An 18,024-nucleotide genomic window follows, 5' to 3' on the forward strand; every position below is an offset into this window, starting at 1 on the left:
CATTTCGTCAAAAAATTTAGCGTTTTCCACCTTTTATAAAATGCGAAAAAAATCCGCCCTGGTGGACGGATGATTTTTCTTTATAAGGAAAGGCAAGTTTGCCCCTAAGTCATTTCGTTTGAAACGATTTCCCGATATCTTTTCTAAAAAAAAACCCTTCATGCTCGTCAAAAGCAGTCAATGAACTATACACAGCGTTAAGGGCCTTATCGAGTGTTGTCGCCATCGTACCTACAAGCAGTACGCGCCCGCCGCTTGTAACATATCCATCATCCACAGCCTCTGTCCCTGCATGGATAGCGAAAGTATCTTCCTCCGGCCATTCCGGTAACCGTACACCTTTTTCATAACTTCCAGGATAGCCTGCAGAAGCTACGACGACACCCGCACATGCCTTCTCAAACCATTTGAGTTGCGGATTTTTCCCTTCAAGAACATCTGTCAACACTTGGACGAGATCATTAGTTAAAAGCGGCAGCACAACCTGTGTTTCAGGATCGCCAAAACGTGCGTTAAACTCGATCACCTTAGGACCTGCATCTGTTTGAATCAGGCCCGCATATAAAATTCCCGTAAACGACCGACCTTCAGCCACTAAACCCGAGGCTGTCTTCTCCAAGATCGACTCAACGGCATAATCATAATCCTCCCAAGATAAATGGGTAGCAGGAGCAAAGGCCCCCATTCCACCTGTATTTGGACCTTCGTCCCCGTCAAAAGCGCGCTTATGATCTTGAGCAGTCAGCATCGGATAGACATTTTTCCCGTTCACAAAAGCCATCAAAGAAAATTCCGCACCTTGCAAAAATTCTTCAACGACGATTTCCCGGCTCGCCTCACCGAATTGGCCTTCAAGCAGCATATCCTCTACAGCTTCACATGCAATTTCCACAGTCTCAGCAACAACGACACCTTTCCCTGCAGCCAATCCATCTGCTTTAACAACAATAGGCGCGCCTTGCTCACGAATATAAACTTTTGCTTTCTCAGCATCGGTGAAAGCTTGATAATCAGCCGTTGGAATATCATACTTCTGCATCAGTTGCTTGGCAAAATGCTTACTTCCCTCGATCAAGGCAGCTGCTTTTGTCGGCCCGAATACTTTGAGACCAGCTTCAATAAAGCAGTCGGCAAGCCCATCCAACAATGGGTTTTCCGGACCAATGATGGTAAGGTCAACTCCATTTTCTTTAGCAAAAGCGACAAGCTGTTCCTGATCGGTTTCTTGAATCTGAACACGGACAGCCTGCTCTCCCATTCCTGCATTCCCGGGTGCTGCAAAAAGGGTTTCAACCTGTGTACTTGAAGCGAGCTTTTTGACAATGCTATGCTCACGTCCCCCACGTCCGATAACTAGAACCTTCATGATTCGCCGCCTCCTTGATTAATGTTTGAAATGACGCATTTTCGTAAGTACCATCGCAATGCCATGTTTATTACAGGCATCGATCGAATCTTGGTCGCGTTTTGAGCCACCCGGCTGAATAATCGCTTTCACACCGGCATGTGCTGCCGTTTCAACTGTGTCCGGCATTGGGAAAAAAGCATCTGAAGCCATAACCGCGCCTTCAGCTTGATTACCTGCTTGTTCAAGAGCAATTTTAGCAGCGCCAACACGGTTCATTTGACCTGCACCCACACCGAGTGTTTGATCGGACTTTGCAATCACAATGGCATTGGACTTTACGTGTTTGACCACTTGCCAGCCCAGCGCTAGATCCTTCAGCTCTTGCTCCGTTGGTTGACGATCCGTCGCTACCTCAAGCTCAACGTCTTCGAGTGATCCTTCATCTGTATCCTGAACGAGTAAGCCGCCGTCTACAGAAGTAAGCTTATGGGTTTGGACACCTGGCTTCTTCATTTCGACTTCAAGCAAACGTAGATTCTTTTTCTGTTTAAGGAGATCCAGCGCCTCCTGGCTGAAGGAAGGAGCGATCACAATCTCAAGGAAAATTTCCTTAAGTTTTGCTGCTGTCTGCTCGTCCACTTCACGGTTCAAGGCAACAATTCCACCGAAAATAGAGATCGGGTCACCAGCGTAAGCTTTACCATAGGCTTCAAAAAGCGTTTTCCCTGTTCCCACACCACATGGGTTCATATGTTTAACGGCAACGGCTGCTGGCTCTTGAAACTCAAGAACAACATCCAAAGCTGCATTGGCATCTTGTATGTTATTATAAGAAAGCTCTTTGCCATTTAATTGTCTAGCATCGGCTAACGAAGCACCATCATAATTTGCCTTTTTATAAAAAGCAGCGGTTTGGTGCGGGTTTTCACCATAACGCAATGACTGCACCTTTTCATATGTAACGGTGTATGTTTCTGGATACGATTCCTCCGTTACGTCTGTAAAATAGCCAGCAATCATTGCATCATAATTCGCGGTGTGACGGAATACTTTGGCGGCGAGCTGTTTGCGGGCATCAAAAGAAAGCTCACCTGATTGCAAGCTTGCAATCACCTCATCATAATCGGCAGGATCTACCACCACAGCGACATCTTCAAAACTTTTTGCTGCTGCACGCAGCATCGTCGGGCCGCCGATATCAATATTCTCAATTGCATCCGCTTCTGTGACATCCTCTTTAGCGATCGTTTCCTTAAACGGATAGAGGTTTACAGCGACAAGGTCGATCGTTTCGATGCCAAGCTCAGCCAATTGCTTCATATGGTCTTCATTGCCGCGTTTCGCAAGCAAACCCCCGTGAACCGACGGGTGCAGTGTTTTCACACGTCCATCCATAATTTCTGGGAAGTCAGTAATCTCCGAGATTGATTTTACAGCTATGCCAGCTTCTTCAATCGTCCGCTTCGTCCCACCTGTAGAGATGAGTTCGAAATCTAGTTCTATTAAGCTTTTTGCAAAAGCAGTTAAACCTTGTTTGTTAGAAACACTTAGAAGTGCGCGCTTCTTGTTCATTTGGATTCCTCCTTGACCATTAATGATTGAATGACTCGCGGATAAAGTACATGCTCTACCGCTTGAATTTTTCGCTGGACATCTTCTTTCCTATCCTGTGCTTCGATACGAACGGCTTCCTGATCAATAATCGGTCCTGTGTCCATGCCATTGTCAACATAATGAACCGTCACCCCTGTAACTTTAACCTTTTTGTCAAAAGCCTGTCCGATCGCGTCCTTTCCTGGGAAGGCCGGCAGCAAGGATGGATGAATATTTAGGATGCGATTCTCATATGCCGTAAGCAATGTCGGACCAATAAGCCGCATGTAACCAGCTAGGATAATCCATTCTGCCCCTCTGTCCTTGCAATCAGCAAGCAAGGCTTGTTCAAAGGCTTCTTTATTCGCAAATGATTTAGGATGAAACACGACGGTGTCGACATGTCTTTTTTGTGCTTTCTCAATGACGCCTGCATCGATTCGATCAGAAACGAGCAAGGAAACCCTTGCATCAAGATTTCCGTTTTCTATTGCATTCATCACCGCATCAAAATTAGAGCCGGTTCCTGATGCAAAAACAGCTAAATTCATCATGACCAATGAATTCCCTTCTGTTCCGTGACATATCCAATCATTCGTGCTTCTTCTCCTCCCACTTGCAATGCTTCAAGCGCAGCAGAGACATCCTCTTCCGCGACAACTGCAACCATGCCGATGCCCATATTGAACACTCCAAACATATCATCAGTAGTCAAGTCTCCATGCTTACGAAGGAAGTCAAAGACCGCCGGCGTGCTCCAGCTGTTTTGATCCAGCTTGACTCCTAATCCCTCAGGAAGCGCGCGCGGAATATTTTCATAGAATCCGCCGCCTGTTACGTGCGCTAACCCTTTTACAGTAACAGCTTTTTTTAATGCCTGAATCGCCTTCACATAAATTTTTGTCGGTGTTAAAAGAATTTCACCTAATGATTTGTCAAAAGGAGCATAGATTGTCTGAAGATCGAGGTTGTGTTGTTCGATGATTTTTCTAACAAGTGAAAAACCGTTCGAGTGGACACCGCTTGAGGGCACGCCAATCAATACATCCCCTTGTTGCACCTGCTGCCCAGTAATCAGCTTTTCCTTATCTGCCATTCCGACAACAAAGCCAGCTAAGTCATATTCATCTTCCTGGTACATACCAGGCATTTCAGCGGTTTCGCCGCCAACGAGGGCACTGCCTGCTTGTTCACAGCCGTCCGAGATCCCTTTGACGATTTGTTCTATTTTAGCCGGGTCATTTTTGCCACAGGCAATATAGTCTAAAAATAATAGCGGATCCGCACCTTGAGCAATAATGTCATTTACACACATTGCTACGACATCGATGCCAATTGTGTCATGTTGATCCATTTCAAACGCGAGCTTAAGTTTAGTTCCAACCCCATCTGTTCCTGTCACTAGGATAGGATGTTTATAACTCATTGAGCTTATATCAAATAAGCCAGCAAATGCGCCTAGGCCGCCCATCACTTCTGGGCGCATCGTTCGTGCCACGTGCTTCTTCATGCGGTCAACAGCTTCGTAACCTGCCTCTACATCCACACCTGCTTGTTTATAAGATTGACTCATGCTGTCCCCCTCCTCTCCTTATGCCTTCTCATACGGTAATACCGTGTTTGGATAAATCTCGGTTGGATAGTTACCAGTGAAACAAGCTGTACAGCCGCCGTGTTCCATCGACTCTTCACCTTGGTAAATAGCTTCATTTAACCCATCAACCGACAAATAGGCAAGACTGTCGGCACCAATTTCCGTTTCAATATCCTTGACAGAATGGTTGGCTGCAATCAATTCCCCGCTGGTCGATGTATCAATACCGTAATAGCAAGGATTCTCGATGGGCGGTGAAGCAATACGGACGTGGACCTCTAAAGCCCCTGCCTCTTTAAGCATCTTTACAATCCGCCTGCACGTTGTCCCGCGTACAATCGAATCATCGACCATCACGACACGCTTGCCTTCAACGATACCGCGGACGGCCGATAGCTTCATCTTCACTCCTTGCTCGCGAAGCTCTTGTGATGGCTGGATGAATGTCCGGCCGACGTAGCGGTTTTTAATTAAACCAAGCTCATAGGGAAGGCCGGCCGCCTCCGCATAACCAATAGCCGCCGATATACTTGAGTCCGGCACACCTGTGACCACGTCCGCTTCAATCGGTGCTTCACCAGCAAGCGCCTTCCCCATCCTTTTTCTTGACGCATGGACATTTTTCCCATCAAGGTTACTGTCAGGACGGGAAAAATACACATGTTCCATCGAACAAAGTGTACGCTGGATTGGCGCTGCGAACCGTTTTGACTCCAAACCATTTTTATCAATAACAATTAATTCTCCTGGTTTCACTTCACGTTCATACGTTGCGCCAACGATATCAAACGCACACGTCTCAGAAGAAACGACCCAGGAATCACCTAGATAGCCAATCGATAATGGCCGCAGACCACGCGGGTCATTCGCGACAAACAGTTGATCCTCCGTCATTATTAAGAAAGCATAGGCCCCTTTAATCATCGATAGTGCCTGACAGATCGCTTCATCAATCGGAACATTTCCCGCCCGTTTAATTAAATGAGCGACGACCTCCGTGTCTGATGTCGTTTGCAAAATGGAACCTTGGGCTTCAAGCTGACCTTTCAATGCTTGGGCATTGACGAGGTTGCCATTGTGAGCGAGAGCAAGGCCGCTGGTTTGTGAACGGAACATCAGTGGTTGAATATTCTCATAGCTTCCGTCCCCAGCTGTTGCGTACCGAACGTGGCCGATGGATGCATGCCCCTCAAGCTCTTTCAAGCTATCTTGTGAAAATACATCATTGATTAAGCCGTGTCCTTTAGCTATCTTCATATGATCTCCATCTGACGTGACAATGCCTGCGCCTTCCTGCCCGCGATGCTGGAGGGCATGTAGACCATAATACGTCAGCTGTGTAGATTCCGGATGACCCCAGACGCCAAAAATGCCGCATTCTTCATTTAAGCCTTTGATTTCACCAAGCATGGAATAGCTCCTTTCCAAATTTGCTTCAACTTCCCTGTCTGCTCTTCAACAACGATTTCACCATTTGACTTGAGACGGTACACCCCATCTCCTGTTACTTTTCCTAGCAAACTAGCATCGTCCATGAGCGATTCAAATGTCTGTTGATTTTCTTGGGCCACCGAAACTAGGAAGCGAGACTGTGTTTCGGAAAATAGCGCTGTGGTTTCGTCGCCGGTAACTGTAACATCACAGCCAAGCTCTTTATTAAATAGACTCTCTGCAAGGGCGACAGCAAGCCCCCCTCAGAAATGTCATGTGCAGATTGCACGAGTCCTTTCCGAATGGCTTGTAGCAAGCTTTCTTGACGAGATACCTCTATTTGCAGATCAATTTCAGGTGCTTTGCCAAAGTGACAGCCTTCCATCATGCCCTGAAGTTCACTGCCGCCAAATTCCGGTTTTGTTTCACCAATAATATAAATCAGATCAGCTGGCTGCTTCATACTGGAGCGGGTAATGTGAGCCGTTTGTTCAATTAACCCGACCATCCCTACGACGGGTGTGGGATAGATCGCTTGCCCGCCAAACGATTCATTATAAAGGGATACGTTACCGCTGATAACGGGTGTACCAAGTACGGAGCAGGCTTCACTCATCCCCTCCACGCTTTTTTCCATTTGCCAAAAGATTTCTGGGTTTTCTGGTGAGCCGAAATTGAGGCCATCTGTCAATCCGAGCGGGCGTCCTCCGGAACATACGATATTACGCGCCGCCTCAGCGACAGCTATTTTCCCGCCTACCTCTGGGTCAAGGTAAATGTAGCGAGAGTTACAATCGGTCGTCATCGCAAGCGCCTTATCTGTTCCACGTACGCGGACAACAGCTGCATTTGACCCCGGGCTGACTACTGTATTCGTCTGAACCATGTAATCATATTGGTCGTACACCCATTCTTTACTTGCTATCGTCGGCTGCTGGAGGAGATCTGCTAACGTTTCACCGTAATTTGTAACTGTCGGCATGTAGCTGTCCATTTCCTGGTAATCTTTATAATAAGCTGGAACCGCTGAAGGCTGATGATAGACAGGAGCATCCTCTGCTAACGAATCAACAGGCACATCTGCGACGGTCTCCCCATGATGTTCGAGGCGGAAGCGCTTGTCGTCTGTCACCTCACCAACAGATACAGCCTCTAAATCATACTTACGGAACACGTCAGCAATTTCTTCTTCCCGACCTTTTTCTACAACCAAAAGCATACGTTCCTGTGATTCAGACAGCATCATTTCATAGGCTGTCATATTCTCCTCCCGTTGTGGAATCAAGTTCATATTCATTAGCATTCCGGTTCCAGCTTTACTTGCCATCTCACTTGCGGATGACGTAAGGCCGGCAGCCCCCATGTCTTGAATACCGACAAGAGCGTCATGATGAATTACCTCTAAACAAGCTTCGATTAACAGTTTTTCCATAAAAGGGTCGCCGACTTGAACGGATGGACGTTTCTCTTCGGAAGCTTCAGACAACTCTTCAGAAGCAAAAGTAGCGCCGTGTATGCCGTCACGGCCTGTTTTTGCCCCAACGTACATCACCGTATTTCCGATACCAGCTGCAATCCCTTTTTGAATATCTTTATGATCAATTAACCCGACACACATCGCATTAACCAGTGGATTACCGTTATAAGCATCATCAAATTGCACTTCACCGCCGACAGTTGGAACTCCGACACAATTCCCGTAACCAGCAATGCCGCGCACAACTTCCTCAAACAAATACTTCACGCGTGGCTGTTTCAAAGAACCAAACCGCAGTGAGTTCAATAAGGCAATCGGCCGTGCTCCCATCGAAAAGACGTCACGCAGAATGCCGCCGACACCTGTCGCTGCACCTTGATAAGGCTCAACAGCTGAGGGGTGATTATGGCTTTCCACTTTAAATACGACAGCCTGGTCGTCGCCAATATCAATGATTCCTGCCCCTTCCCCTGGACCTTGAAGGACGTGCGGGCCCTGTGTGGGAAATTTTTTCAGTAAAGGCTTAGAATTCTTGTAACTGCAATGCTCTGACCACATGACAGAGAATAGCCCTGTTTCCGTGTAGTTTGGACGCCGGCCTAAGATACCTGTAATCGCTCGGAACTCCTGATCACTTAATCCCATTTCACGATATAACTGCTGCTGTTCAATTTGTTCTGGACTAATCTCAAGCATTGATGGCATGGTTATTCCTCCAGTGTGTCAAGATCGATTGAAATAGACGCAATCCGTCCTCGCTTCCAAGTAAAACATCGACGGCACGTTCGGGGTGTGGCATCATCCCAAGAACATTCCCTTGTTCGTTCGTAATTCCGGCAATATCGGCAACAGAACCATTCGGGTTCGTTTGGTAAGTAAAAGCGATTTGCTTGTTTTCCTTTAACGTTTGATAGGTTGCTTCATCACAGTAGTAATTTCCATCACCGTGAGCAATTGGTATCTGGATTTCTTCTTTTTCCTTATAAAAATCAGTGAACTGGGTTTGATTATTTTCAACTCGTAGTGTCTCATGATGACACATGAATTTAAGGTTTTGATTAGGCAGCATCGCACCTGGAAGCAAGCCCATTTCGAGCAGCACTTGAAATCCATTACAGACACCGAGCACAGGTTTACCCTTTTCAGCTGCTTGACGGATTTGTTCAATCACACCTGAAGTTGAGGCGATCGCTCCAGAACGCAAGTAGTCACCGTAAGAAAATCCACCTGGTAAGAGAATCCCGTCGTAGCTTGAAAGGTCGGCTTCCTGATACCAAACTAAGTCCGCTTCTTCCCCTAACGCATTCGTAATAGCAAAGGCCATGTCTCGATCACAATTCGACCCTGGAAAAACAACGACAGCAAACTTCACTTAGACAACCTCCTCGATCGAGTACGAGTAATCCTCGATGACAGGGTTTGCGAGCAACTGATCACACATTTTCTCAACTTGCTGTTCAATGTTGTCTTTGTCTTCAATCATAACTTCCATGTATTTACCGATTCTAACTTCACCGACATTTGTGTACTCAAGTGAATGAAGGGAATGCTGAACGGCCTTTCCTTGGGGGTCAAGGACACCTTCTTTAAGAGTGATGTAAATCTTTACTTTGCGCATGTGTGCTCCTCCAGTCGTTGTAAAATGATCTTATAAACGGAAATTAGGTCACCAAGGTTTTCACGGAATACATCTTTGTCCATCTTCTCACCCGTTTTGTCGTCCCACAGACGGCATGTATCAGGTGAAATCTCATCGGCTAACACGATCGTTCCATCAGCAATCCGGCCAAATTCTAATTTAAAATCCACTAAGTCAAGACCCGTTTGCTTAAACAGATTCGCTAAAAGCGCGTTTACCTCCAGTGCTTTATCCTTTATAGAATCGAGCTCTTCCTTGCTTATATCCGTTAGATGATAGGCATGCTGATCATTGATAATTGGGTCGTCTAATTCATCTTTTTTGTAAAAAAGTTCAACAAGCGGCGGGTTGAAACGCTCTTTTTCCGGTATGCCGAGTCTGCGTGTAATGCTTCCGGCTGCAACGTTACGGACGACAACTTCAAGAGGAATGATCGCCGTTTTAGCTACCAGCTGCTCTGTATGATTAAGTTCTTTAATAAAATGGGAAGGTATGTTATGTTGCTTCAAATAGTCAAAGATTTTCGAGGTAATCAAATTATTAAGGCGTCCTTTACCTTCAAATTGATCTTTCTTTTTGCCATTAAATGCGGTCGCATCATTTTTATAAGATAAAATAAGCTGCTCCGGCTGACCCTCAACATGGTAAACCCGCTTCGCCTTACCTTCATACAAAAGAGAACCCTTCATCACGAACACCTCACTTGGAATTTGATGGATGACCTAAGGTTGCGTGACCTGGTCATCCATATTATGGTATGTTACAGGCCGATGCGGTCGAAGATGCGATCGACGTTTTTCAGGTGGTGCTTGTAGTCGAAACATGCGTTGATTTGTTGTTCGGATAGAGTGGATGTAATCTTATCATCTGCTTCGATTAGCTCACGGAATGGAACACCGCGTTCCCATGCCTCCATCGCTTTTGGCTGCACAAGGTCGTAGGCTTCTTCACGAACCATGCCCTCATCGATCAGCGTTAGCAGAACACGCTGAGAGAAAATTAGACCATATGTTTTTTCCATATTCTCTTGCATCCGCTCAGGAAAAACGGTTAAGTTTTTCACGATGTTTCCGAAACGATTGAGCATATAATTGATCGCGATTGTAGCATCAGGCAAAATCACACGTTCCGCTGAAGAATGGGAAATATCGCGTTCATGCCATAACGGAACATTTTCAAAGGCGGTCAGCATTTCACCGCGCAGCACGCGAGCCATTCCTGTCATATTCTCAGAGCCAATTGGGTTTCGCTTATGCGGCATCGCTGAAGACCCTTTTTGGCCTTTTGCAAAAAATTCCTCAACTTCACGTGTTTCCGTCTTTTGCAGGCCGCGAATTTCGACAGCGATTTTTTCAATAGAAGCGGCAATTAACGCGAGTGTTGATACATAATGCGCATGGCGGTCACGCTGCAATGTCTGTGTCGATACAGGCGCTGCTGCAAGGCCAAGCTTGTCGCAGACGTACTCTTCCACAAATGGATCAATATTGGCATACGTCCCAACTGCCCCTGATAGTTTACCCACTTCGATATGTTTGATGGCTAGATCCAAACGTTCAAGATTCCGTTTCATCTCTTCATAATAGAGTGCTAGTTTTAACCCAAAAGTTGTTGGCTCAGCGTGGACACCATGCGTACGCCCCATCATCACTGTATGTTTGTGCTCAACAGCTTTGTCGGCCAAAATATCGATAAATGCAACAAGATCCTTACGAATAATTTCATTGGCCTGCTTTAGTTGATAAGAAAGTGCTGTATCAACGACGTCCGTTGACGTTAAACCATAATGCACCCATTTGCGCTCTTCCCCAACTGTTTCGGAAACAGCTCTCGTGAATGCCACAACATCATGACGTGTTTCTGCCTCAATCTCATGAATGCGCTCAATATTGAAGGACGCCTTTTCACGTAATTTAGCAACATCTTCTTCAGGAATTACCCCAAGCTCACTCCACGCTTCACAAGCTAACAGTTCCACTTCAAGCCAAGCTTGGTATCTATTTTCTTCGGTCCAAATCGAACCCATTTCAGGTCTTGTATAACGTTCTATCATCGTCTTCCTCCTCTTCGCTTACCACATATGAATTTGGTTGTACTTTATTTGCTTGTCGATTTCTTTTAAACTATTTCCGATAAACGTGATATGCCCCATCTTCCGGTTTGTTCTTGCCTCACCTTTTCCGTAATCATGAAGGTGAAATCCTGAGTAATTCTCCAGTCTGCTATGCAAAATATCCTGATGTTTACCGAGTACATTAATCATCACCGCAGCTGGAAACGAATGAATCGGCAACAGTGGCAAGCCGCAAATCGCTCGTACATGCTGTTCAAATTGGGAAACACTGCAAGCTTCGATCGTATAATGGCCTGAGTTATGCGGCCTTGGTGCCATTTCATTAATGTACACATCCTTACCTGTGACGAACATTTCCACAGCGAACGTGCCGACAATGCCTATCTTTTCCGCCAGGGCTTTCACAGCCTCCTGCGCTTTTTTAGGGACTTTATCCGAAACCGCCGCCGGCACCCTTGTTTCGTGTAAAATATGATTCTTATGAAGATTCTCCGCTACAGGGAAATAGGTGATCTCACCGTCTAGACCTCTCGTGAAAACTTGTGAGATTTCCAGATCAAATGTGATCCACTGTTCAACGATATAGGTTCCACCTTCTTTGATGAACTTCTCCACCTCATCAAAATCTTCCTCTTTTCCAATAGGAAGCTGGCCTTTGCCGTCATAACCGCCACTTACCGTCTTAATCACTGCTGGAAAACCGATCGTTTCCATTGCTTTTTGAAATTGGTCAAACGTTTGAACAATCTCATATGCCGCCACAGGAAGCCCTGCATCGACAGCAATCTGCTTTTCCTTAGCACGGTTTTGTGTCACCTCTAAGGAGTAAGCACCTTGAGGAAGCTTTTCTGCTCCTTCAAAAAGACGAGCGACTTCAAGATCCACGTTTTCAAACTCATACGTAATCACATCGCTAAGCTCACTTAATCTCTCAGCCGCTTCTGTATCATCATAATCTGCAACTATGTGATGATCAGCCACCTGTGCACACGGGCAATCCTCCGTCGGATCAAGTACAGCAATGCGATACCCCATATGCTTTGCAGCTACGGCTATCATTCTTCCTAGCTGACCACCACCAAGAATTCCAATCGTTCCACCTGGTCGTACCACGTTATTGTTCACGTAACTCCCTCCTCATATCTGTCACTCTTACCTTCATTTGCACACGGTATTCAGCAAGTCGGCCAGCTATTTCCTCGTCAAAAGCTCCGAACATTTCTGCTGCTAGAATTCCAGCATTTTTCGCTCCGGCTGCTCCAATGGCAACGGTAGCAACAGGAACACCGCCAGGCATTTGTACAATTGAGAGAAGCGAATCAAGCCCATCTAGTGCCTTGGATTGAACAGGAACGCCAATCACAGGCAGCGTTGTTTTAGCTGCCACCATCCCCGGCAAATGAGCCGCACCGCCGGCTCCCGCAATAATAACCTTGATCCCTTTTCCTCGCGCTTCCTCCGCATATGCGAACATATCCTCAGGCGTTCGATGAGCCGAAATGATCTCCGTTTCATAGTCCAACCTCAGGTCATCCAGTATTTTACAGGTCTCTTTCATTGTTGACCAGTCAGAGATACTTCCCATGATGACTCCTACTTTAACCATGTAATCCCTCTTTTCGATAAAAGATTTGTTACTTTCCGAGTTTAGTCGAACTTCTTATAAACGTGTCTACGAGGGGATTTTCCACTTTACGTATTAAAAAAGCCTGCTTATCTCCCTCTAATGAGGAGAGATAAACAGGCACACGTATGTTGAGAAGATGAATGCTTGATCTCCCCTCATAGTCCGGAAATTTACGGTATCCGGGTAGAAACGTACGGGCCATATTCCCGTCTTATATGAGGTTCTTCTATGCAGTTTCTGACTCAATCATAGCAATATTCGACTGTATCTGTCAACGCAAATAACGAACATTTAATTTTGTTTTAAATGAAAATGTTCGCTTTTATTGTTTAACTGCTTGAAAAACAATCACTCTTCCTACAGGCTCCACAGTTTTTTCACCGTTTTGAACAACTTCTCGAAAAATGGGCTCCTCTGCACGGCGTATCGGTGTGTACCCTTCTTTATTTATTCGTTCTAAACACTGGTCAATCGTTTCATCTTCGTGCACTTCAAAGCGCTTCTTGTTGTTTTTCTTGGTCATTACGCAACCTCCCCTTCTTCACCTGCTTCACCCAGAACCCGCCATGAATCTGCTTTGGTTCATAGGCAATAATGAAGGCTTTAGGGTCAATGGTTTTAATCGTTTCATACAATTTTAACTCATACTTCCTCGGGGTTAAAATTTGCATTGCCAGACGGTCACCTTCCATTCCATAAGCATACCAGCTCGTTACACCGTATCCCTTATCACGGAGCAACTTCGTAAATTCGATATCAGGATCAGAAGAAATGACATTCACCGTGGTATAACCAAGCGCCAGTTTTTCTTCAATCTTCATCCCAACGACGACACCCATCCCATAACCGACAGCATAAGCAATGACATTTTCTATTTGATCAAGATTATCAAGCACCAACCCTAATCCTAAGATATAGACAACGATTTCAAACATACTGATAAATGCTGCGAAATATCGCTGGCCTTTCAATGTAAAAATCATTCGAAGCGTGAAGAACGAAACGTAAACGATGTTAACGACTAAAATGATGGTGACCATCACCAGGGTATTATCAAGCATGCATGTATTCCTCCTGTGCTAGGGGACTGTCTAGCTGCAACGCCTGCCGAAACCTAAGTCAGCCATGGCATTTTCGCTTTCCATTTCACCCAAAAGATCAATCATGCATAAACTATATACCATCTGTTATTCGTGGCACAATAAGATTTTTTCAAAACATTTGTCGAAAGCGAGATGATGTACGAATGAACCAATTTAATGATTGGAAAAAAAACATCGACCAGTTCTTCGGAAAAGATTTCTTCGGAGATTTTGAAGGGTTTATGAAACCCTCCATCCCCCAAATCAATCTCTATCAATATGACAATGAATTGCTTTGTATGGTTAACGTTCCCGGCATGAGTCATCCAAAAAACGTCGATGTTGTCGTTGACCATGCTACACTTATATTAACGGGGAGAATCGAAATTAATCATCGCGGCGGCCATCAGCTTAAGTCTGAAATTGCGACAGGGACCTTTGAGCGCAGCATTGACCTCCCCTTTGCAGTAAGAAGTGACAAAATTGATGCTACTTACAAGCATGGTCTATTAATCATTCAACTTCACCGCTTCATTTCAGATGCGACCAATCAAAAACCAATCCGAATCCGCCACCTTGAGGACGAGTGAATTTGAAATATGCAATTACCTGTCTATTTCGTGCAATTATTGAGAGTTTCGTGCAAATTAACTCCTCAAATGTGCATATATTTAAAATTTCGTGCAATTACGTCCCAATTTCGCGCAATTATGAAAGCCGGCAGCACCCATTACAGTTATTGCTCTGCTTAGAATAGCGTTTAGGCTAAGAATATAAAGTACAAGATGAAAATCACGAAAAGCAGATACATGATTGGATGAATGTCTTTTTTTCGTCCTTTTAACAACATAGTAATAGGATAAAAGATAAAGCCAATCGCAATTCCCGTAGCGATGCTGTAGGTAAGCGGCATGGCTGCAATTGTGAAGAAGGCAGGAACGGCGATTTCAAACTCATCCCAATCGATATTTTTCAAAGTGGATGCCATGAGTACGCCCACGATAATTAAGGCAGGTGCTGTGACTTCTTGCGTGAAAACAGTGAGTAATGGTGAAAAGAACAGGGCTAATAGGAAGAATCCTGCTGTGACAACGGATGCGAAGCCTGTTCTACCGCCTGCCCCAACGCCTGCGGTTGATTCGATATAGGAGGTCGTCGTCGATGTTCCGACAACGGATCCTACGACTGTAGCCGCTGAATCAGAGAATAAGGCTCGTCCCGCGCGTGGAAGTTTATTGTCTTTCATTAATCCACCCTGGGTCGCCACAGCCACGAGCGTTCCGGCTGTGTCAAAGAAATCAACGAATAGGAAAGTTAAAATGACGACAAGCATTTGCACAGTGAAAATATCATCAAAGTGGGTGAAAGCTTCGCCAAAGGTTGGAGCTAGACTCGGTGCAGGCCCGACGACTTCACTGATAGATGTAGGCGGCGTGATAAGACCTGTCACCATTCCAGCAATTACGGTCAGGATCATTCCGTAAAAAATGCCGCCTTTCACATCAAGCGATAAGAAAATAATAGATACAATAATTCCAAAAATCGCAAGCAATGTTGTTGGTTCTGTTAAATCGCCAAGTGTCACTAATGTCGCGTCACTGTTTTGGACGATCCCGGAATTTTGAAAACCGATAAAAGCAATAAACAAGCCTATCCCGGCTCCAACCGCCAGCTTTAAGTTAGCCGGAATGGCATTGATGATCATCTCGCGTAAGCCTGTGACTGTTAGTACGATAAAAATAAGACCAGATGCTAGTACACCTGCTAGAGCTGTCTCCCATGGAATACCGTAAGTGAGGACAACCGTATAAGCGAAAAAGGCACTCAAGCCAATTCCCGGGGCTAAGGCGATTGGATATTTAGCCAGCACCCCCATTATCAATGTTCCAACAGCGGCGGCGATGGCTGTCGCTGTAAATACAGCCCCCTGGTCCATGCGCGTCACGCCTTCTGGCAGTTCTTCAACACCAACCAGTGCAAGTGTTGACGGGTTGACGAATAGGATATAGGCCATCGCCAGGAATGTTGTCATCCCAGCTAAAAATTCTGTCCGGTAGTTCGTTCCTGCTTCTTTAAACTTAAAATATTTTTTCATTGCTGTGTTCCTCCCCTTGTGCACTTCCTGTTAGTTTTTCTCGGTTGCTTGAATGCAATACGCCCATCCCGGCTTAAATCGCGCATATATCGATTGAATCGTGCATATATCGAGGTCATTTGTCTTCGCTGAACAACAAGACACGTTCGCTTTTCTACCAAAAAACACTCTTGGCTTTATCGGCCAAGAGTGTTTCTACGAATCTACTAAGGAATGAACCAGCACGTAAATAAACGTGTGGCTCTTCCTTGACGTAGTCAGACCATTTACGGTAGTCCGGTAGAAACTTATGGGCCTTATCCCCAAAATTATACGACAATGCTATTCATTTTATTGTTTCCTTATCATACAAGGGTCTACATCTTACGTCAACTAAAAACCGAACATTAACAAAATTCAATAACGATAATATTCGTTTATTCCCATTCAATTGTTGCCGGTGGTTTACTCGTTACGTCATACACGACTCGATTAATATGATCGACTTCGTTAACGATACGTGTAGAAATTCTCTCTAACACGTCCCACGGGATACGCGCCCAATCTGATGTCATCCCATCAATCGATGTGACAGCACGGATGCCGATGGTATGATCGTAAGTCCGTTCATCCCCCATGACCCCGACAGACTTGATGTTCGGAAGCACAGTAAAGTATTGCCAAATATCTCTATCCAACCCTGCTTTTTTTACTTCATCACGCAAAATTGCATCTGACTCGCGGACGATTTCAAGCTTTTCATCCGTCACATCACCAAGAATACGAATCGCAAGGCCTGGCCCAGGGAACGGCTGTCTCCAAACAATATGGTCAGGAACACCAAGTTCTGTTCCAAGGGCACGGACTTCATCCTTGAATAGCGTATTCAAAGGTTCAATTAACTTAAACTGCATATCCTCGGGTAAGCCGCCCACATTGTGATGGGATTTGATGGTTTGTGCCGTTTCGGTGCCACTCTCGATAATATCTGTATAAAGTGTTCCTTGAGCGAGAAAATCGATATCCTTTAGTTTGTCAGCTTCATCATCAAATACATAGATGAATTCATTACCGATAATTTTCCGCTTCTGCTCTGGGTCCGAGACACCTGCCAGTTTTCCAAGAAATCGATCTTTAGCATCGACTTTTATGATGTTCATTTGAAAACCGTCTCCAAGGGTCCGCATGACATCGTCGGCCTCATTTTTTCGAAGCAGCCCATGATCAACGAATATACATGTCAACTGATCGCCAATCGCCTTATGAATAAGTGCTGCAACAACAGAAGAGTCAACGCCTCCACTGAGGGCGCACAATACTTTACGGTCCCCTACTTCTGCACGGATTTTTTCGACTTCCATGTCTACCACATGTTCCATTGTCCAATCATCTGTCGCTTCACAAGCTTCAAATACAAAGCTGCGCAGCAGATCATTGCCGTATTCTGAATGACGAACTTCTGGATGGAACTGTACTCCATACATTTTCGTATCACCATTACTCATAGCGGCTACCGGACAGGATGAGCTTGTCGCATCTACTTGAAACCCTGATGGGGCAGCAATCACTTTGTCGCTATGACTCATCCACACGGTTTGCTGTTTCGGAGTTTTCCGGAACAATAAAGGATCTTCATTAATTGAGATTTCTGCTTTGCCATATTCACGTTCTTTCGCCCGCTCTACCTTCCCGTCAAAATGATGAGTCATCAGCTGCATTCCGTAACAAATGCCAAGCACAGGGATACCTAATTCAAACAACTCTTCATCACAGCGGAAGCTATCTTCTCCATACACACTGTTCGGACCACCTGACAAAATAATCCCGCTAGGATCGATTTCTCTGATTTGTTCAGCTGTCAGTTTATGAGAGTGAAGCTCACTATACACACCAAATTCGCGAATTCGGCGAGTAATCAGTTGATTATACTGACTTCCAAAGTCAAGCACGAGAATCATGCCTTTAACTTGTTCCATAAAACTCAACTCCTTAATTACGGGAACTTACCCGCGAAAAATATGCTTGCTGCGATTATCCGAAACAAGCAGCCAAAAAAATGTGCTCAGCTGTGCTATCTTGGATTTT

Annotated in this window: 17 protein-coding genes, 1 pseudogene and 2 riboswitches; of the genes and pseudogenes, 1 reads left to right on the forward strand and 17 read right to left on the reverse strand. The window is 45.2% G+C overall.

What is annotated here, in order from left to right; all coding sequences use genetic code 11:
• Positions 1-109: 109 nt before the first annotated feature.
• The 15 genes and pseudogenes from purD to MUO15_RS10795 all read right to left on the reverse strand — a co-directional run bounded on the left by purD (position 110) and on the right by MUO15_RS10795 (position 13,844).
• Positions 110-1,366 (reverse strand): phosphoribosylamine--glycine ligase, encoded by a 1,257-nt coding sequence (gene purD, locus MUO15_RS10725; protein ID WP_245029180.1) that lies wholly within the window; start codon positions 1,364-1,366, stop codon positions 110-112.
• Positions 1,367-1,384: 18 nt separating this feature from the next.
• Positions 1,385-2,920: a bifunctional phosphoribosylaminoimidazolecarboxamide formyltransferase/IMP cyclohydrolase gene (gene purH / locus MUO15_RS10730; protein ID WP_245029181.1), complete on the reverse strand. Its 1,536-nt coding sequence runs from the start codon at positions 2,918-2,920 to the stop codon at positions 1,385-1,387.
• Entirely contained in the window at positions 2,917-3,495 is a 579-nt protein-coding gene (gene purN / locus MUO15_RS10735) for a phosphoribosylglycinamide formyltransferase (protein WP_245035969.1), read from the reverse strand. The genes purH and purN overlap by 4 nt, the downstream gene beginning before the upstream one ends.
• Complete coding sequence (gene purM / locus MUO15_RS10740) at positions 3,492-4,514, reverse strand: phosphoribosylformylglycinamidine cyclo-ligase (RefSeq protein WP_245029182.1); 1,023 nt, start codon at positions 4,512-4,514, stop codon at positions 3,492-3,494. Before purM ends, purN begins: the two co-directional genes overlap by 4 nt.
• A gap of 18 nt (positions 4,515-4,532) precedes the next feature.
• Entirely contained in the window at positions 4,533-5,945 is a 1,413-nt protein-coding gene (gene purF / locus MUO15_RS10745; RefSeq protein ID WP_245029183.1) for an amidophosphoribosyltransferase, read from the reverse strand.
• On the reverse strand, positions 5,921-6,055 hold the full coding sequence (locus MUO15_RS21665) for a hypothetical protein (protein WP_256464118.1): 135 nt from the start codon (positions 6,053-6,055) through the stop codon (positions 5,921-5,923). Before MUO15_RS21665 ends, purF begins: the two co-directional genes overlap by 25 nt.
• 21 nt (positions 6,056-6,076) lie before the next feature.
• Positions 6,077-8,148, reverse strand: a pseudogene (gene purL / locus MUO15_RS10755) (phosphoribosylformylglycinamidine synthase subunit PurL); the annotation flags it as partial.
• On the reverse strand, positions 8,132-8,815 hold the full coding sequence (gene purQ / locus MUO15_RS10760; RefSeq protein ID WP_245029184.1) for a phosphoribosylformylglycinamidine synthase subunit PurQ: 684 nt from the start codon (positions 8,813-8,815) through the stop codon (positions 8,132-8,134). The pseudogene purL and the gene purQ, both read right to left, overlap by 17 nt.
• Positions 8,816-9,061 carry a phosphoribosylformylglycinamidine synthase subunit PurS gene (purS, locus tag MUO15_RS10765; RefSeq protein WP_245029185.1) on the reverse strand — a complete coding sequence of 82 codons (246 nt, stop codon included), beginning with the start codon at positions 9,059-9,061 and terminating at the stop codon, positions 8,816-8,818.
• Entirely contained in the window at positions 9,049-9,771 is a 723-nt protein-coding gene (purC, locus tag MUO15_RS10770) for a phosphoribosylaminoimidazolesuccinocarboxamide synthase (protein WP_305853238.1), read from the reverse strand. Before purC ends, purS begins: the two co-directional genes overlap by 13 nt.
• A gap of 71 nt (positions 9,772-9,842) precedes the next feature.
• Positions 9,843-11,135 carry an adenylosuccinate lyase gene (purB, locus tag MUO15_RS10775; RefSeq protein ID WP_245029188.1) on the reverse strand — a complete coding sequence of 431 codons (1,293 nt, stop codon included), beginning with the start codon at positions 11,133-11,135 and terminating at the stop codon, positions 9,843-9,845.
• Positions 11,136-11,153: 18 nt separating this feature from the next.
• Positions 11,154-12,281, reverse strand: a complete 1,128-nt coding sequence (purK, locus tag MUO15_RS10780) for a 5-(carboxyamino)imidazole ribonucleotide synthase (RefSeq protein ID WP_245029190.1) — start codon at positions 12,279-12,281, stop codon at positions 11,154-11,156.
• Complete coding sequence (gene purE, locus MUO15_RS10785) at positions 12,271-12,762, reverse strand: 5-(carboxyamino)imidazole ribonucleotide mutase (protein ID WP_245029192.1); 492 nt, start codon at positions 12,760-12,762, stop codon at positions 12,271-12,273. Before purE ends, purK begins: the two co-directional genes overlap by 11 nt.
• 159 nt (positions 12,763-12,921) lie before the next feature.
• Positions 12,922-13,022: riboswitch (purine riboswitch) on the reverse strand.
• 83 nt (positions 13,023-13,105) lie between these two features.
• Positions 13,106-13,306: an NETI motif-containing protein gene (locus MUO15_RS10790; RefSeq protein ID WP_245029194.1), complete on the reverse strand. Its 201-nt coding sequence runs from the start codon at positions 13,304-13,306 to the stop codon at positions 13,106-13,108.
• Positions 13,275-13,844 (reverse strand): DUF2179 domain-containing protein, encoded by a 570-nt coding sequence (locus MUO15_RS10795; RefSeq protein ID WP_245029196.1) that lies wholly within the window; start codon positions 13,842-13,844, stop codon positions 13,275-13,277. Before MUO15_RS10795 ends, MUO15_RS10790 begins: the two co-directional genes overlap by 32 nt.
• Positions 13,845-14,029: 185 nt before the next feature.
• Here MUO15_RS10795 and MUO15_RS10800 point away from each other — a divergent pair, with 185 nt between their 5' ends.
• On the forward strand, positions 14,030-14,455 hold the full coding sequence (locus MUO15_RS10800) for an Hsp20/alpha crystallin family protein (RefSeq protein ID WP_245029198.1): 426 nt from the start codon (positions 14,030-14,032) through the stop codon (positions 14,453-14,455).
• A gap of 170 nt (positions 14,456-14,625) precedes the next feature.
• Here MUO15_RS10800 and MUO15_RS10805 read toward each other — a convergent pair whose 3' ends face one another.
• Positions 14,626-15,960, reverse strand: a complete 1,335-nt coding sequence (locus MUO15_RS10805; protein WP_245029200.1) for an NCS2 family permease — start codon at positions 15,958-15,960, stop codon at positions 14,626-14,628.
• A gap of 234 nt (positions 15,961-16,194) precedes the next feature.
• Positions 16,195-16,296, reverse strand: a riboswitch (purine riboswitch).
• 80 nt (positions 16,297-16,376) lie between these two features.
• Entirely contained in the window at positions 16,377-17,915 is a 1,539-nt protein-coding gene (guaA, locus tag MUO15_RS10810; protein ID WP_245029202.1) for a glutamine-hydrolyzing GMP synthase, read from the reverse strand.
• Positions 17,916-18,024: the final 109 nt, after the last annotated feature.

The organism is Halobacillus amylolyticus (assembly GCF_022921115.1).
In the GTDB taxonomy this organism is placed as follows: domain Bacteria; phylum Bacillota; class Bacilli; order Bacillales; family Halobacillaceae; genus Halobacillus_A; species Halobacillus_A amylolyticus.

Excerpts from the sequence above, each read along its gene's own strand:
- purD (WP_245029180.1), bottom strand. The coding sequence starts at position 1,366 with ATGAAGGTTCTAGTTATCGGACGTGGGGGACGTGAGCATAGCATTGTC.
- purB (WP_245029188.1), bottom strand. The coding sequence starts at position 11,135 with ATGATAGAACGTTATACAAGACCTGAAATGGGTTCGATTTGGACCGAA.
- purC (WP_305853238.1), bottom strand. The coding sequence starts at position 9,771 with ATGAAGGGTTCTCTTTTGTATGAAGGTAAGGCGAAGCGGGTTTACCAT.
- purS (WP_245029185.1), bottom strand. The coding sequence starts at position 9,061 with ATGCGCAAAGTAAAGATTTACATCACTCTTAAAGAAGGTGTCCTTGAC.
- purF (WP_245029183.1), bottom strand. The coding sequence starts at position 5,945 with ATGCTTGGTGAAATCAAAGGCTTAAATGAAGAATGCGGCATTTTTGGC.
- MUO15_RS10800 (WP_245029198.1), top strand. The coding sequence starts at position 14,030 with ATGAACCAATTTAATGATTGGAAAAAAAACATCGACCAGTTCTTCGGA.
- MUO15_RS10790 (WP_245029194.1), bottom strand. The coding sequence starts at position 13,306 with ATGACCAAGAAAAACAACAAGAAGCGCTTTGAAGTGCACGAAGATGAA.
- purN (WP_245035969.1), bottom strand. The coding sequence starts at position 3,495 with ATGATGAATTTAGCTGTTTTTGCATCAGGAACCGGCTCTAATTTTGAT.
- MUO15_RS10805 (WP_245029200.1), bottom strand. The coding sequence starts at position 15,960 with ATGAAAAAATATTTTAAGTTTAAAGAAGCAGGAACGAACTACCGGACA.
- guaA (WP_245029202.1), bottom strand. The coding sequence starts at position 17,915 with ATGGAACAAGTTAAAGGCATGATTCTCGTGCTTGACTTTGGAAGTCAG.
- purH (WP_245029181.1), bottom strand. The coding sequence starts at position 2,920 with ATGAACAAGAAGCGCGCACTTCTAAGTGTTTCTAACAAACAAGGTTTA.
- MUO15_RS10795 (WP_245029196.1), bottom strand. The coding sequence starts at position 13,844 with ATGCTTGATAATACCCTGGTGATGGTCACCATCATTTTAGTCGTTAAC.
- purE (WP_245029192.1), bottom strand. The coding sequence starts at position 12,762 with ATGGTTAAAGTAGGAGTCATCATGGGAAGTATCTCTGACTGGTCAACA.
- purM (WP_245029182.1), bottom strand. The coding sequence starts at position 4,514 with ATGAGTCAATCTTATAAACAAGCAGGTGTGGATGTAGAGGCAGGTTAC.